The 16,515-nt window shown below is 41.5% G+C and carries 13 protein-coding genes; 8 read left to right on the top strand and 5 right to left on the bottom strand.

Annotated elements, in window-relative coordinates:
- Window positions 1-57: 57 nt before the first annotated feature.
- The 4 genes from hemL (at window position 58) to rapA (ending at window position 5,892) form a co-directional block, all read left to right on the top strand.
- Window positions 58-1,356, top strand: a complete 1,299-nt coding sequence (hemL, locus tag AWW72_RS03805) for a glutamate-1-semialdehyde 2,1-aminomutase (RefSeq protein ID WP_062846496.1) — start codon at window positions 58-60, stop codon at window positions 1,354-1,356.
- A gap of 350 nt (window positions 1,357-1,706) precedes the next feature.
- Window positions 1,707-2,123, top strand: a complete 417-nt coding sequence (locus AWW72_RS03800) for a GlcG/HbpS family heme-binding protein (protein WP_005258973.1) — start codon at window positions 1,707-1,709, stop codon at window positions 2,121-2,123.
- A gap of 142 nt (window positions 2,124-2,265) precedes the next feature.
- Complete coding sequence (locus tag AWW72_RS03795) at window positions 2,266-2,910, top strand: RluA family pseudouridine synthase (protein ID WP_171254672.1); 645 nt, start codon at window positions 2,266-2,268, stop codon at window positions 2,908-2,910.
- Between the two features lie 144 nt (window positions 2,911-3,054).
- Window positions 3,055-5,892 carry an RNA polymerase-associated protein RapA gene (gene rapA / locus AWW72_RS03790; RefSeq protein ID WP_062846494.1) on the top strand — a complete coding sequence of 946 codons (2,838 nt, stop codon included), beginning with the start codon at window positions 3,055-3,057 and terminating at the stop codon, window positions 5,890-5,892.
- Between the two features lie 58 nt (window positions 5,893-5,950).
- Here rapA and dps read toward each other — a convergent pair whose 3' ends face one another.
- The 3 genes from dps to fabR form a co-directional block, all read right to left on the bottom strand.
- Complete coding sequence (gene dps / locus AWW72_RS03785) at window positions 5,951-6,448, bottom strand: DNA starvation/stationary phase protection protein Dps (protein WP_005258969.1); 498 nt, start codon at window positions 6,446-6,448, stop codon at window positions 5,951-5,953.
- A 218-nt stretch (window positions 6,449-6,666) separates the two neighbouring features.
- The gene (locus tag AWW72_RS03780; RefSeq protein WP_004770263.1) at window positions 6,667-7,683 is read right to left on the bottom strand and encodes an AI-2E family transporter; all 1,017 of its coding nucleotides are present in this window, start codon (window positions 7,681-7,683) and stop codon (window positions 6,667-6,669) included.
- An 82-nt stretch (window positions 7,684-7,765) separates the two neighbouring features.
- Window positions 7,766-8,461 carry an HTH-type transcriptional repressor FabR gene (fabR, locus tag AWW72_RS03775; protein ID WP_004770262.1) on the bottom strand — a complete coding sequence of 232 codons (696 nt, stop codon included), beginning with the start codon at window positions 8,459-8,461 and terminating at the stop codon, window positions 7,766-7,768.
- A gap of 140 nt (window positions 8,462-8,601) precedes the next feature.
- Between fabR and AWW72_RS03770 the strand changes: the two genes are divergently transcribed.
- The 3 genes from AWW72_RS03770 to AWW72_RS03760 all read left to right on the top strand — a co-directional run bounded on the left by AWW72_RS03770 (window position 8,602) and on the right by AWW72_RS03760 (window position 11,501).
- Window positions 8,602-9,669, top strand: a complete 1,068-nt coding sequence (locus tag AWW72_RS03770) for a ferredoxin reductase (protein ID WP_062846493.1) — start codon at window positions 8,602-8,604, stop codon at window positions 9,667-9,669.
- A gap of 14 nt (window positions 9,670-9,683) precedes the next feature.
- On the top strand, window positions 9,684-10,778 hold the full coding sequence (locus AWW72_RS03765; RefSeq protein WP_004770259.1) for a fatty acid desaturase family protein: 1,095 nt from the start codon (window positions 9,684-9,686) through the stop codon (window positions 10,776-10,778).
- A 261-nt stretch (window positions 10,779-11,039) separates the two neighbouring features.
- On the top strand, window positions 11,040-11,501 hold the full coding sequence (locus AWW72_RS03760) for a GFA family protein (protein ID WP_062846492.1): 462 nt from the start codon (window positions 11,040-11,042) through the stop codon (window positions 11,499-11,501).
- Window positions 11,502-11,578: 77 nt separating this feature from the next.
- Here AWW72_RS03760 and AWW72_RS03755 read toward each other — a convergent pair whose 3' ends face one another.
- Window positions 11,579-13,789: a TonB-dependent receptor family protein gene (locus tag AWW72_RS03755; protein ID WP_062846491.1), complete on the bottom strand. Its 2,211-nt coding sequence runs from the start codon at window positions 13,787-13,789 to the stop codon at window positions 11,579-11,581.
- Window positions 13,790-13,973: 184 nt separating this feature from the next.
- The gene (locus AWW72_RS03750) at window positions 13,974-14,678 is read right to left on the bottom strand and encodes an SIMPL domain-containing protein (RefSeq protein ID WP_062846490.1); all 705 of its coding nucleotides are present in this window, start codon (window positions 14,676-14,678) and stop codon (window positions 13,974-13,976) included.
- A gap of 465 nt (window positions 14,679-15,143) precedes the next feature.
- Between AWW72_RS03750 and AWW72_RS03745 the strand changes: the two genes are divergently transcribed.
- Entirely contained in the window at window positions 15,144-16,514 is a 1,371-nt protein-coding gene (locus AWW72_RS03745) for a diaminobutyrate--2-oxoglutarate transaminase (protein ID WP_005258952.1), read from the top strand.
- The last annotated feature ends 1 nt before the right edge of the window (window position 16,515 follow it).

Below are 16,515 nucleotides of genomic sequence, written 5' to 3'. Positions count from 1 at the left end.
TTCATTGTTTCTCGGAACGACAGCGTTCCTTGTCCTTGATTCTAGGTTGAGCCTTATATGAGTTTATCTCCAAAGCAAGAACAGTTATTTAAACAAGCAAATAAACATATTCCAGGTGGTGTTAACTCACCTGTACGTGCATTTAACGGTGTTGGCGGTACGCCTGTCTTTATTGAAAAGGCAAAAGGTGCATATTTGTGGGATGTTGATGGCAAGCGTTACGTGGACTATGTCGGTTCATGGGGCCCAATGATCTTAGGTCATGCACATCCAGATATTATTCAAGCGGTACAAACCGCGGCGGAAGATGGTTTAAGTTTTGGTGCGCCAACTGTGCATGAAACCACTTTGGCAGACACGATTTGCGACATTATGCCTTCAATCGAATTGGTGCGTATGACCAGTTCAGGTACTGAAGCAACCATGACCGCGATTCGTCTAGCACGTGGTTATACGGGTCGTGACAAGATTGTAAAATTTGAAGGCTGCTACCACGGTCATTCGGATTCATTGTTAGTAAAAGCAGGTTCTGGTTTACTGACTTTAGGTGAAGGCGAACCAACCTCAAAAGGTGTACCTGCTGATTTTGCAAAACATACTTTAACGCTGCCATATAACAATATCGAAGCGTTTAAAGAATGCTTTAGCAAATTTGGTCATGAGATTGCGGGTGTGATCATTGAGCCTGTTGCAGGCAATATGAACTTGGTGACACCAATCGATGGTTTCTTACAAGCGATCCGTGATGTTTGTGATGAATATAAATCTGTCTTCATTATTGATGAAGTAATGACGGGTTTCCGTGTCGCTTTAGGTGGTGCTCAATCGGTTTATAATGTTAAACCTGACTTGACCACGTTGGGTAAAATCATTGGTGCTGGCTTACCTGTCGGTGCTTTTGGCGGTAAACGTGAAATCATGGAATGCATCGCACCTTTAGGTGGTGTTTATCAGGCAGGTACATTGTCAGGGAACCCATTGGCAATGCGTGCAGGTATCGCGATGTTCAAACATTTACGTGAACCGAGTTTCTATGACAAGCTGGCTGCACAGTTAGCCAAATTGCTTGCGGGTTTACAGACTGCGGCAGACGAAGCGGGGATTCCATTTAAGACCCAGCAAGTGGGTGGCATGTTTGGTTTGTATTTCACGGATCAGGATGACATTACCAGCTTTGATTCAATGTTGGCCTGTGACGTTGAAGCATTTAAGAAATTCTTCCATGGCATGTTAAAGCGTGGTGTCTATCTTGCACCTTCTGCATTTGAAGCAGGCTTTATTTCGTCAATGCATTCAGATCAGGATATTGCAGATACCATTCAGGCAGCCAAAGAAACTTTTGCTGAAATGAAGTAAGCATGTGATACAGAAGCCCGATTTATTCGGGCTTTTTTTATGGCTGCTGTTTAGGTTGGTCTAAATAGAAGCCGACTTTAACTCATTTAAAAAATAATGCTGAGTCTTAAAGCAAATCTTGTTGAGTTTTCATCTATTTTTACGATAAACCTCAGCGACGAATAGCAGTAAAGATAAAGAATCTTTACTGTATCGCAAAGTAAAATATGCTTGAATAATCCACTATCTTGGCGTTTGTCTTTGGCTGTCCCAAAGCGCGAACGTATTGGCTTAGGCAAGCTGTAAGATAGTGCTTGTAGCATATGTTTAAACAAGCTTTATATAAGAAACTCATAGGAATGGAGTAAAACATGAAAACTAAACATTATTTAACTTCTGCTGATGTAGAAATTCTGGTTCATGCAGCATCACAATATGCAACAGCACATGGTTTTAATGTCAGTATCGCAGTGGTCGATGACGGTGGAACCTTATTAATGATGAAGCGTATGGATGGCGCATCGGTATTATCAACTGAGATTTGCCAGGAAAAAGCACAATCTGCTGCGGTCAGTCGAAGAGCAACCAAGGCATCCGAAGATATGATCCGTGATGGTAAAATCGGCTTTTTAACCATCAATGCGGCAAAAGGTATGTTAGAAGGCGGTGAGCCGATTGTTTATCAAGGGCAGGTTGTCGGAGCTGTTGGGGTTTCGGGTGTACAATCTTTCCAAGATGCAGAAATTGCCCAGCATGCGATTCAACAATTTCTAGAGCAACAGGTCTAAATCAGCATTTAAATTCGAATCTGGATGAAAATTCGAGAGAAACACGAAAAAAAATAGTAAAAATACGTGTCATGCATTGTAATTCAGCGCCAAGCTTTTTATGATTGCCCGCTTGTTTTCATCCAGTCGTTGGAAGGCTACCTTGAGTGATTTTCTAAGTGAACATTTGATTCATCGTGATGAAGATTTTATGGTCATCCATAAACCAGCAGGCTTGCTCACCGTACCTGGGAAAACGCCAGATTTACAAGATTGTTTAATCAATCGTCTATTAGAACTAGAACCTAAAACCTTACTGATTCATCGTCTAGATCGTGACACTTCAGGGATCTTGGTCTTTGGCTTATCCAAATTTGGCCAGAGCACGATTTCCCGTCAGTTTCAGGATCGTCAAACTTCAAAAATTTATCAAGCTTTGGTTGCAGGCCATTTAGAAGGTCAGGGCACCGTCGATATTCCAGTGATTTATGATCCAAGCCGTCCGCCATTGCATATTATTGATGCCACTCATCACAAACCTGCATTAACGGAATGGCAGGCGATCGAACATTTAGAAATTCAAAGACAAGCTGTAACCCGAGTTCAACTGATTCCGATTACAGGGCGTTCACATCAGCTTCGTGTGCATATGCAATATTTAGGTCATCCGATTCTGGGCGATACCTTATATGCCACACCAGAACAGCAGCAGCTTTACCCGCGTTTGTGCTTACATGCAACGCAATTAAGCTTCGCTCATCCTAAAACAGGGGCGCAACTGACATTTGATTGTCCTATACCGTTTTAGTCTAAAAACTTTTTTATGAAACACGATGTGATGCACGCTATTTAATGATGCTTTGTGTCAAAATACATCGTTGAAAACTACATAAAATGCCTTAACTTTTATTTGGGTCAGGGCATAAAATATGTGGGCTAACTTGAGATAAAGGTGGAAAAATTGCAGCAGTTTGCTATTGGTCAACGTTGGTTATCAGATACTGAAACTGAACTCGGTTTAGGGGTTCTTATTGATGTAGATGAACGTTCTATCAGCATTTTATTCCCTAAAAGTGATGAAACTCGTGTCTATGCACGCAACAATGCGCCTTTATCTCGCATCATCTTCAATGTAAATGATGAAGTCCAAGACCAAGAAGGCCTTAAGTGGATTGTTGAGTCGATTGAAGACCGTCATGGCGTCCTTCGTTATGATGTAGTTCGTACACTGGAAAATGGCGAACAAGAACGCAAGTCACTGAACGAAACTCGTATCGGTGCGCAAATCCAGCTGTCAAAACCTTTAGAGCGTTTGTTAGCTAGCCAAGTTGACTATAAAGAATGGTATGACCTGCGTATTGAAGCCATGTTATTACAGGCGCAAATGCATACCAGCCCTTTACGTGGATTTCTTGGTGCGCGTGTCGGTTTAATTCCCCATCAGCTTTATATTGCACATGAAGTCGGCAAGCGTTTTGCGCCGCGTGTTTTACTGGCGGATGAAGTTGGCTTGGGTAAAACCATTGAAGCGGGTTTGATTATCCACCAGCAACTCAAAACAGGCCGTTCAGAACGTATTCTGATCTTGGTGCCTGATTCACTGCAATATCAGTGGATGATTGAAATGCGTCGCCGTTTCAATTTGCAATTCTCTCTATTTGATTTAACCCGTACCGCATCGATCAAAGAACATGATCCTGATTTAAATCCGTTCTTGACTGAACAATGCATTATTGCCAGCGTTGACCTGATGGTTGACCATGATGACTTGCGTGAGCAGGCGATGGAAGCTGGTTTTGATCTATTGGTTGTCGATGAAGCACATCACTTGATGTGGAGTGAGGAAGAAGGCGGCAATGATCGCTATGACCTCGTTGAAGAATTGGCAGAACAGACAGCCGGTGTGTTGTTGCTCACTGCAACCCCAGAGCAACTTGGTGTAGAAAGTCATTTTGCGCGTTTACGTTTGCTTGATCCGCAACGTTTTAGTAGCCTTGACCGTTTCCTTGATGAAGAAGAGCAATATCAGCAAACTGCGAAAATTGCAGAAGTGTTGATGTCAGATGACGCTTTAACAGAAGACCATCTTGCTGCACTGGAAGGCTTATTGGGTCATCGGATTGATGATCAGCCTGAACAGCGTATGCGCGCAATTCATGAATTATTGGACCGTCATGGTACAGGTCGTATCCTGTTCCGTAATACTCGTGAAGCGATTCAAGGTTTCCCGGGCCGTGATTGTCAGCCAGCGCCATTAACAGCGCCAGAAGACTGGTCAATGGACGGTAAAATGCGCGAGCAGATGTGGCCAGAAGAAGGTCAGCTTGATGGTGCATGGATGGAAAATGATCCACGTGTGCCTTGGTTGATGGAAGTCTTGCGTAAAGACTTAAAACACAAAAAAGTATTATTGATTGCACGTAGTGGGCCTGTCGTCGAAGCGCTGGAAAATGTATTGCGTTTACATGCAGGTATTCGTACCGCGATGTTCCATGAAGGCATGAGCTTGCTGGAGCGCGACCAAGCGGCAGCATACTTTGCAGAAGACAGCTATGGTGCACAAATCCTGCTGTGTTCTGAGATTGGTTCAGAAGGGCGTAACTTCCAGTTTGCCAGTGATTTGATTTTATTTGATTTGCCAGCAAACCCTGACGTACTCGAACAGCGTATTGGTCGTCTGGATCGTATTGGTCAGGAAAATCGTATCCAGATCCATGTGCCTTATCTCATGGGGACCGCGCAAGAGCGTATGTTCCGCTGGTACAACGAAGCACTCAATATTTTCAGCAATATTTCTCCAACGGCGCAAACGCTACAAGAGAACTTTATTGTTGAGCTGAAAGATTGCTTACTTGCAGATCAAGGCCAGACCTTTGAAGATTTACTTGAAGAAGTGAATGTACAACGTCAAGCATTGGAAGCTGAATTACAGGCAGGCCGTGACCGTTTGCTTGAGTACAATTCATGCCGTCCAGTGGTTGCGCAGGGCATTGTTCAAGCACTTGAAGATTATGATGACAATACCACGTTACCAATGTTTGTGAAGCGTTTCATGTCATCAACCAATATCGATTTTGATGAGCAAAGTAACGGTACGGTGATTATCAAGCCGACGGATCAGATGCAGGTTCAAGGTCTAACTCTAGACGAAGAAGGGATGACAGCAACCTTCTATCGTGATCAGGCACAAATCCGTGAAGATGCACAATACCTGACGCTGGAACATCCATTTATTGAAAGTGTGATGGAGATGATCCGCACGCAATCATTTGGTAGTACCAATGTTGCTTTACTCAAATCGAATGCATTGAAACAAGGTTCAGTGTTATTAGAAGTCTGGTTTAAGGTCGATGTGGTGGCACCAAAAGCATTGAATCTGCCATCAAGCTTACCGAAACAACTGATTCGTGTATTGCTCAGTGAAAATGGTCAGGACTTGTCTGCCAAGATTGATCCAAGCATTTTACGTCCATACTTGCATCATTTAGATGGTAATAGTTGCCGTCAGGTGGTGAAAGCGCGCCGTGAAGTAATTGAATCACGTTATGCACAGGCGCTGGATATTGCCAAAGAATCATTACCAGAGTTGATGCAACAAGCCAAAGAGCATTACAGCGGTAAATGGCAATATGAAATTGACCGTTTAACTTATCTCAAGCAATTTAACCCAAGTATTCGTGAAGATGAAATCGAGCGTTTACAAAAATTCCAGAAAGAAGGTTTAGGCCTGTTAGATGGTCTTTCTGTAACTCCAGAAGCGATTCAGGTCTTGGTTGTGGTTAAACCATAATTGAGATAGAAATAAAAAAAGAGGACAAAACGTCCTCTTTTTTATGGCCTACTTTTGATTATTTTTGATCGATATTGGCTTCCAAAAACCATAAATATTGATCCAGATCTTCGAGTGCAGCATGCAGAATATCTTCTGAAATCGGATCCTGAATTTCATCAATGGTATCACGCAGATGGTTGGCAACCACGCCATAACGATCTGCCAGTTCTTTTAAGTGGTCTTGTACCGCGTGAATCGCCACTGGATAAGGCTTAAGGTGCGAACTTTCGCCAACAGATTGCGTTGTTCCCAACGCTGTTCCACCGATCTGTACGGCACGCTCAGCTACATTGTCCAAGTGTGTGATCAGCGATGTACGGAACATGTCTAACATTTCATGTACCGCAATAAAGTTGCTACCCCGCATGTTCCAATGCGCCTGTTTCGTCAGTAACGAAAGATCAATAAGATTGGCAAGAATTTGATTTAAAATTTTTACGGTAGATTCTTTGATCGCATCATCTAAATTATTACGTGTATATACTTTTAAAGCTTTAGCTGCTGAAGAACTCATAGTTACCTCATTCAATTATAATGTGATGAAATGTAGTGAATAAAAAACCGCCTAATTCATCTCTAGCTTACGCCGTGAATAGGGCAGTGAGTGTTTTCGTTTTCTAATCTTTTGTAAGTTTAGTTATCATCAATTTTATTTTTAGAAAAGCAGGTTTTGATTCAGATTAAATGATGATTCAATCTGTTACGCTGCGTATTCACTTGTAAAGAAAAGACTTAGATCAGGCCTGCGTCTTTGCATTCCAGTTTGATATAGGCATAGAAAATTGGTGCAACAATCAAACCACTCAGCCCAAAAATAGCTTCAAAAATTAGCATCGCCAATAACACTTCCCATGCACTGGCATTGATTTTGGTACCAATAATTTTGGCATTAATAAAATATTCAAGCTTGTGAATAATCACCAGATAGGCCAGTGCAATCGCTGCCACAGACAAGGAAATGGTTAAGCCTGCCATAATGATCAGGGTATTTGAAATCAGGTTACCAATGATCGGGAGTAGACCAAAAATAAAGGTCAGAATGGTCAGGGTCTTGGCAAAAGGTAAGTGGATATTGAATAGAGGCAGAACAATAAACACAAAGATCATAAATAACACGGTATTAATCAGTGAAATCTTGACCTGAGCAAAGACAACGTTTTTAAAAGAAACCGAAAGCTTCTGAATACGATGCAGAATTGCTGCCTTAAATGCAGGTTGCGGGGCATGTTGTTTAAAATTCTGAATCGATACCAAAATACCCACAATCAGGCCGATCACCATTGTGGCCAGATTATGCAGAATATCGGTGCCCGTATTTTTAACAATCGAAATATTGTTTTTGATAAAGGACAAGATCTGATTCTTGATATCGGCAACACTATGTGGCAGATAGCCCGGCAAATAATGGCTCATCTCCGCCTGAAACTTGATCAGGGTCTGGTCGATTTTAATATTGAAAGAATTTAGCCCTGTACCTTTGAGATCATAAATCACAAAGCTGATCAGGCTGGTAATAAAGAAGCCGATCAGCACGGTTGCCAATATCCCCAGAATAATACTGATAAAAATACGAGCACGTTGACCATCAATATGTTTTTCAACAATTGAACTTAAACTGTTAATAATTTCAAAAACCAGAAATCCGGCAAAGAAACTCGGCAGTAAATGCAGGGGAATGACCATCATTAAAAATAAAGACATCAGGATAAAACTGGCGATGATGCTTTGACGGTCATTCAGTAGATTCATGATCTATATGCCTGATTTAAGTTGTTATGCTAAGAGACAAAATATAATTTTGCTGAGATCTATCGTATTGCGATGCAAAGAATTAATCAATTTCCGTTTCATGAATATGACGAGCGCCTTCTAAAATCATGCGGATCATCACCATGGTCTGTTCTGCAACTTCGGTACGTTGCTCCACAGGTAGATCAATGACTTTCGCACCCATGTTAAATACCAGTTGGGTAATGGCTTTGGCAGCCAGATCAGCATGACTGATTTTGCTGTTATTTAATCGTTCTAAACGGATCAGGTCTTCTTGCAATTCTTGCTGGAAGAAATTGAGCTGGCGATCAACCGCAGCTTTATATGACGTTGAACCCGTATAGCCCTCGCGCAATAACAGACTCAGATTGCCTTCATCGGTATTCAGTTGTTGAATAAACACTTCAACCGAACTACGAATAATGCTTTGCTGCTTGGAAGCCTGTAAACGTGCTTCGCGAATAATGCGACGAAGTACCAGACCAGATTGATCAATCAATGCAATGGCCAGTTCATCAATATCTTTGAAATGACGATAAAAGCTGTTTGGTGCAATGCCAGCTTCACGTGCAATTTCACGTAAACTAAGGGATGCGATACTTTTTTGCGGGCCGATCAGATTCAGCGTGGCTTGAAACAACTCTTCTTTTGTAATCGTTGCTTTCCTACCCACCGAACGTACAGGAGATTTCATGGGAATGACATCTTGTTCGTTTACGGTGTCATGGCCGAGCGGTAAAAAAGAAGAATGAACCATTATTTTCAATATATAAGTAAGCTACTCGGGATTATAGCGATTGTCGTTGTACTTGTGAAATGTAAATTCTTATACGAGTGTATATACAAATATATATACACATGTATAATAATTAGCAAACAACCAGAGTAAAACTGCTCATGCAAGCAATTGAAAAGAGAAATTCTCTATTTAATTCGTTGGCTCAAAGTGTAATGAACAGCCATGACGCCAATTTTTGGTTACAGAAAATCAATCCATTGTGGTCAATCAATCAGCCACTTGCCAAAATCGTAAAAAAACAAAATGTGGCAAAGGATACTGTCAGCCTTATTTTACAGTGCAACCGTCATGTGGTACGAGGTGTGGCAGGGCAGCACCATCCTGTAACGGTTGAGATTGAAGGTCGTCATTACGAGCGTACTTATAGCCTGATGCAGATTGATGCAGATCACTTGTGTTTAACTGTTAAAAAAGTGGATCAAGGTCTGGTAAGTTCATGGTTGGTTGAGCACAGCCAAACTGGTCATGTCCTCCGTTTGGGACAACCGTATGGTGAAATGCAACAAGCCGTTGAGACGCCTCATTTATTATTGTTGGCAGCTGGCAGTGGTATCACACCGATGCTGAGTCTGATTGAAGCCTTGTGCCAGTCTAAACAATTGAATACACATACAGTTCAATTGATGTATTGGGTCAAAACTCAGGCAGATGCAGCCTATGTTGAATATCTGAAAGAAGTATCAGAAAACTTCTCTAATTTTAGTTATCAGATTTTTTATACCCAAGAACAAGATCAGCGTTTGAATCAAAGCTATGTGGATCAATTCACTACGTTAAGCGATACCACGGTTTATGCATGCGGGCCATCAGGTTTTGCAGCATCGGCGGAAAGCCTGTTTAAAGATGCCGCAGCACTGCAAACAGAAGCCTTTAGTTTGAGCCAGTTTACGGAAGATAGCACTGAGACGGGTTTTATTAATGTGACCTTGACGCAATCCAATAAGACGATTGCAATTCCGAAAGGCCAGTCGATTCTTTCCAGTCTGGAGCATCAAGGCATTAAACCGAATCACGGTTGCCGGATGGGAATCTGTAATAAATGTGCCTGCAACAAGGCGCAAGGTGCGACCAAAAACCTATTGAATGGCGCGGCCAATAATGAACCTGCTCAGTTACTAAAAATTTGTGTCAATTCAGCCCAGTCTGATCTTGTGATTGATCTATAAGAGAGAAATTGATTATGAACATGCCTGTTAAAATTGAATTTTTCAAAAATCCTAAAAATCGTGATCTTACTGCTGCCGAGTTAGATGCGTTTGCTCGTGAACTCGATCAAATTAAACAAGAAGTATTGGACGATATTGGTGAGAAAGATGCGAAATACATCCGCCGTGTCTATTCCACAATTCGTTATAGCAGCATGCTGGGTCGTGCCTGCTTATTTCTGGGCTGGTTTCCGCCAGCATGGTTAGTGGGCACAGGCTTACTCGGCTTTGCCAAGATCATGGAAAATATGGAGCTGGGTCATAATGTCATGCATGGTCAATATGACTGGATGAATGATCCAAAATTCAATGGTCAAACCTATGAATGGGACACTGTTGGTACCTCTGATAACTGGCGCCAAACCCATAATTATAAACACCATACTTATACCAATATTAAAGGTATGGATGATGATGTGGGCTACGGGGTATTCCGTTTATTTCCAGAACAACGCTGGTCTAAATTCACCTTGATTCAACCGATGTATATCGTGCCATTTAGCTTATTGTTCCAGTGGGGCGTAGCGATCCAGAATCTGGAGTTGGGCAAAGTATTGTATAAGCGTAAAACCATCGCGCAATTTAAACGTGAATGGCAGCCTGCACAGAAGAAAATCCTCAAGCAAATGTTTAAGGACTATGTGTTCTTTCCTTTGATTGCAGGGCCTTCTGCGATACCTGTATTTACAGGCAATCTGGTGGCAAACGGAATCCGTAATGTCTGGACCTTCAGTATTATTTTCTGTGGTCATTTTACCAAAGATGTCGAAGTGTTCCCTAAAGCTGTGTTGCAGGATGAAAGTCGTGGACACTGGTATATGCGTCAGATTCGCGGTTCATCAAACTTGACGGGTTCAGAAGCCTTTCATATTTTAACAGGACATTTGAGCCATCAGATTGAGCATCATTTATTCCCAGATATTCCTGCACGCCGCTACCGTCAGGTTGCACCTAAAGTACAGGCAGTCTGTGAAAAGTATGGTTTGAATTATAACAATGCCAGCTTTGTGAAACAGTTTGGTGAAGTGGTCGGGCGTATTTTTAAATATGCACTGCCATTTAAAAAGTAAACTGTTGAGTTAAAACAAAGCCCTGATTAATGTCAGGGCTTTGTTTTATCAGCCATGAATGTTCTCTATGTGGGAACTTTTTTCTTTAAGCTTTATCTACAATTGTTCATACTGGGAATGATCTGAGTATTCATTTATTAAAAGTTAATCTATTGCTGTACAGGATTATGGGCTTAGATCAACCATCCCAAAGTATTTAGGGATTTATATAATATCGAGTAAATGTCTGATCAAGTAGAGACCATAATAGGACAAGAATAGATGGCATCACTCAGTAAAAATAAAAGGTTTACGGGCAGTTGTTTATGTGGGGCAGTGAGCTTTCGGTTTTCTGTGACAAATATCAAAATGATGTATCGTTGTTATTGTAGTCTTTGTCGTAAGCAGAGTGGGACTGCATCCAATGCATCCACTTTTGTCCAAGCGCAATCATTTCAATGGCTGCAAGGCGAACCATTCATTCAAACCTATATCAAGGATACTGGGTTTACCAGTTGCTTTTGCAAACAGTGTGGTTCACCTGTACCGAATGCACTGGCTATCAATCCAAAGATTATGTGGATTCCTTTGGGGCTTATTCTCGAAGAATTTACACCTGAACTTGAGTTAAATTTTTGTACGAATTCGGCAGTCAGTTGGGCAAAAGCATCTGAAATGCGAGTGGCATTTGATGAGCTGCCCGATTTGGTTGAACTGGAAAATTATTTTGCAATGAATCGATAACAGTTGCTGTAATTAAAAAACTTTGCGATGACATGTGCAAATAAAAAGCCGAACTCAAAAGTTCGGCTTTCTTTTATTTAGAAATCATAAGAGGTTTGTAAGAAAATGGTTCGTGGTTGACCAACATATTTACCGCCCGTTGAATCTGATGAACGGGTATAATATTGCTTATCAAACACGTTCTTTATACCGCCTGCAATTTTTAAACCTTTAAGCTGATTACTAAAATCATAACCCGCGCGTACCGCAAAGGTTGAATAACCCGGGATATCACCAGTACGACCATCCGCGGTTTCTTCAATTTGATAAATATCACCTGAACCAGGGGCATGTTGTTTCGATTGGGCAAACATATCGGCATTGACCGACCAGTTGTCTATTTGATAAGCCATACCTAAATTACCTACATGGCGTGAGTAATAGGGAAGATCTTTACCTTCAAATTTTCCTGCTTCGGAGGTTGCTTTGGTAAAGGTATAGTTACCATAGACTTTGAAACCTTCCAGTACATCTGCAAGTTGTCCGAAATCATAGCTGATTCCAGTCTCAACGCCTTTATGACTGGTTGCACCTAAATCTGTCCAGATCCCTGTACCGATATTATCAGGTCGTTCCAGCATCAATTCTTTGTCAAAATCTAAATAGAAGACAGTCAATTCAGCACTTAGTCCATTGCCTAGGTACTTGGTGCCGATTTCATAGTTTTTAGATTTTTCTGGATGTAAGCCATCTAATGTCGTAACCGCAGTATTGTTACCATCAATTGTTCTGGTGGTGACCAACTGGTTATATTGTTGCGGACCAAATGAAACGCCTGCATTGGCAAAGATATTCCAGTTTTCGTTGGCTTTATAAAGTACCGATAAACTTGGTAAAAATTCATCTGATCTGATTTTTGGATGAACAGTATTGATTGCAACGCCTTTTTGATAGGCAGTGAAATCATTATGAGTATCAATCGACTCGAAACGAACACCCGGGGTAACGACCCAATTGCCCATACCAAAACGGTTATCAATATATACTGCATGTGCTTTGGTGCCACCTTCACTGGTGGTATTGGCAATACGTTCGCCTGGAGTACCTGTAATGGTATTGTAGGAATCTGTACGTCCTGAAAACTCAGAGCTTTCTTCTTGTAAATAACGATAGCCAACAGTGACTTCGTTATCCATGCTGCCCCAGTTATAGGCACGTGAATAGCGCGGTTCAATCCCAAAATATTTATAGTCACGAGGGGAGTTGCTAATACGACTTGTGCCATTATCTGCAATAGATTCTAAGTCACTGGTACGGAAAGAGTCGACGTAATAGCCCAAGACTTCAAAGTTATTGAGTTCATCTTTATGGCTATATTTGACAGAAATATCTGAACGGCGGCCCGCGAAATAATTACGGTTCTGATTCGATTGATAAGGATTGTCGGCAAATTGTGCTGTAGTTAAGCCTTCTGGCATTTCGCCACGGCCTTCATAATGATGAAGATTGACAGCAATTGCATCCTGATCGGTCCATTGGTAGGCAGTTTTTAACATGACATCATCGATATCAATTTTATTATTGGCTTCACGATAGCCATCACCTTTGGTACCCGAATAGAGTAAGGCCAAACCTAAGCCATTATCTAAAGTACCACCAATAAATAAATTAGGCGTATATTTGAGTTGATCTGTTCCTGTTGCAAACTCTGTGGTTAAGCCAACTGAGCCCGAAAACTCTTGTGGAATGGCACGTGTTGTGAAGTTAATGATTCCACCGACGTTTTGTGGCCCAAAACGAACAGAACCCGCGCCGCGAACCACATCTACAGATTCAATATTGCCCATAGACACAGGGGCTAAAGATAATTGTGGTTGACCATAAGGTGCAAAAGAAAGTGGGACACCATCCATAAGCACAGTGGAGCGAGGCGATAAACGAGAGGTGAGGCCGCGCACACCAATATTTAAAGAAACATCACTGCCGCCTGTACCATTGCTGTCCTGAACTTGAACTCCTGGAATTTGTTTTAATGCATCACGAATCGAAGTGGTTGCGATTTCATCCAAGCGTTTACGATCAATAATGCTGCGTGCGCCTGCATGTTGCTGTACCTTTTCTGCATTGGCATTTTCCAGCCAGTTGCCTTGGGCTTTAACAGAAATCGTTGCAAGTGTTTGAGTTTCAACAGAGGATTCTTCATTGGCAAATGTTGTATGAGAAATTCCACTACATAGAATTGCAATGGCGAGGCTCAGGGTTGAGGGCTGAAATTTCTTAGACGCAGCAGAATTGGTGACAGGTTTCATAAGATGAGCAAATGCTGTAAATTTCCCCGAATCTTAATCGCTTATTTAAAGAAATAAAATAAGAACGATTATCACTTATAACTATGAGATGAGTTAAGTTTATTGTTTTTTTGCTAAAGGTATTTTTGGCTATTTCAAACAACAAAAAACCGTGCTTGAGCACGGTTTTTTCTGAAAAGACAGATTATTTAAACTGGATCGAACCATTGGCGCTTACGGTAATTTTTGATTCACCAGCAGCCATATCCTGTGCAGGTGCAGCTTCAGCCATCGCAAACTTAGCCATACCACCACCACGCATCATCGGTTGCGGGAAATAATTACTGGTATTGAGATTCAAGCTCACCAGATTATATTGACCTTTATTCCATGCTTGGGTAATAGCTTGAGCACGTTGCTGGAAGTTTTTAGATGCTTCAATCATCAGCTCATTTTCAACTTTTTTACGTTGTTCGTCCGACACGGTAAAGTTGATCGACTGAGTCTGGAAGCTTTGCTGTAACTCACTGATCAGCTGACTTGCTGCCTTGAAGTCTTTACTTTCAAGTTGGATCTCGGCACGGGCACGCCATTCTTTCAGTTTATTGCTGTCATTGTCATAAACAGGGTAGGTGCTTTGTGTACCTGTTTCGACCTTGACCTGATTATATTTACGTGCAATTGCTTGCGCCTGATTCATTAGTTGATTGATCTGGTTTGATAGTTCAGCAGGTTGTTTGTTGCTTTTTTCAATAAAGAGTACGGCACGCATTTCATCATTTGCGACCTGACGTGAGGCATCTGCCTGAATATTTACAATGTTATAGTTCAAATTCTCTGTCTCATGAGCAAAAAGAGTTGGGCTGAGTGCAGCTCCGATCATCAATGTAGTAAGTGCTAAAGTACGCATAAAATTTTCCTTAGAATTTGATGTTGAAAATTTATTTTTACAGATTTGATATTAAAAAGAACTGATGGTGAACTTCTGCATATTTTGTGGTGACTTTGTAAGGGATTAGCAGTGTTTTGCAACAGAAAAATAAAATGAAAAACTTTAAAAATTAATTAATTAGATCGATTGATTTGACCATTTATCTAAAAATGGAAGGGGGATTTAAAAAAGCTTACTTTCTTCCGCTTGTCACATAGTATGATCATAATTCATCATAGTTATTGGAATGATACATTTTTTCAATAAGATTAGATGACTGTCAGGCATAAAAAGTGTTTATTTTCTTGCAAAATTAGGTATCATCTCGCTCCTAGTTGAAAGATATAAACAAGTGTCTACACTAGATTCTAAAAAGCACCGAGTCAAACGACCGCAAGTCACCAGACTTATTTCTTTCACCCATATCAGAGATGGTAATTCGATATGAGCGTTACTTCCGTAAATCCTGCCGCTAATGCAACCAACGAATATTATCTGACTCGCCAAAGTCAGATGGAATCAAATGTTCGTAGTTATCCACGTAAATTACCGTTAGCGATAGCGAAAGCACAAGGCTGCTGGGTTACTGATGTTGAAGGTACAGAGTACCTTGATTGTTTAGCTGGGGCAGGAACATTGGCTTTAGGCCATAATCATCCTGCGGTGATTCAAAGTATTCAAGACACATTGGCAAGTGGTTTGCCATTGCATACTTTAGACTTAACGACTCCTTTAAAAGATGCGTTTACTGAAGCGCTTCTGGCTTATTTGCCAGGCGGTAAAGAAGAGTATTGCTTACAATTCTGTGGCCCAACAGGTGCAGATGGTACAGAAGCAGCGATTAAATTAGCAAAAACCTATACGGGTCGTAGCTCAGTGATTAGTTTCTCTGGTGGCTACCATGGTATGACGCACGGCGCGCTTGCAATGACAGGTAACCTGTCTGCGAAGAATGCTGTGAATGGCTTAATGCCAGGCGTTCAGTTTATGCCATACCCACATGAATATCGTTGCCCACTTGGTTTAGGTGGTGAAGCGGGTGTTGATGCTTTGACATACTACTTTGAAAACTTCATTGAAGATGTTGAAAGCGGTGTAACCAAGCCTGCTGCTGTCATTCTTGAAGCGATTCAGGGTGAAGGCGGTGTTGTGACTGCACCTGTAAAATGGTTGAAAAAAATCCGTGAAGTGACTGAAAAGCACAACATCGTTTTAATCTTGGACGAAGTTCAAGCTGGTTTCGCACGTTCAGGCAAAATGTTTGCTTTTGAACATGCCGGAATCGAGCCTGATGTTGTGGTGATGTCTAAAGCGGTCGGTGGTAGCTTACCACTTGCAGTATTAGGTATTAAACGTAAGTTTGATGCATGGCAGCCGGGTACACACTCAGGTACTTTCCGCGGTAACCAACTTGCAATGGGTACAGGTTTAGCATCACTTCAAGTGATCAAAGAACAAAACCTTGCTCAGAATGCGCAAGAGCGTGGTGATTTCTTACAAGCTGAGTTGAAAAAACTTGTGCAAGAATTCCCATGTATCGGTAATGTGCGCGGTCGTGGCTTGATGATTGGTATCGAGATCATTGATGAGCGTAAACCTGCTGATCACATGGGTTCTCATCCTGCAGATGCTCAGTTGGCAGCAGCGATTCAAGCCGCATGTTTCAACAATAAATTATTGCTTGAGAAAGGCGGTCGTAACGGTACAGTTATCCGTTTACTTTGCCCGTTAATCATCAACCAAGACGAATGTGTTGAAGTGATTGCTCGCTTTAAGAAAGCGATTGCTGAAGCATTAAAAGCAGTACGAGGCTAAT

The organism is Acinetobacter sp. NRRL B-65365 (genome assembly GCF_001605865.1).
Lineage (GTDB): Bacteria > Pseudomonadota > Gammaproteobacteria > Pseudomonadales > Moraxellaceae > Acinetobacter > Acinetobacter vivianii.
This window is presented reverse-complemented; position numbering and strand designations above follow the sequence as displayed.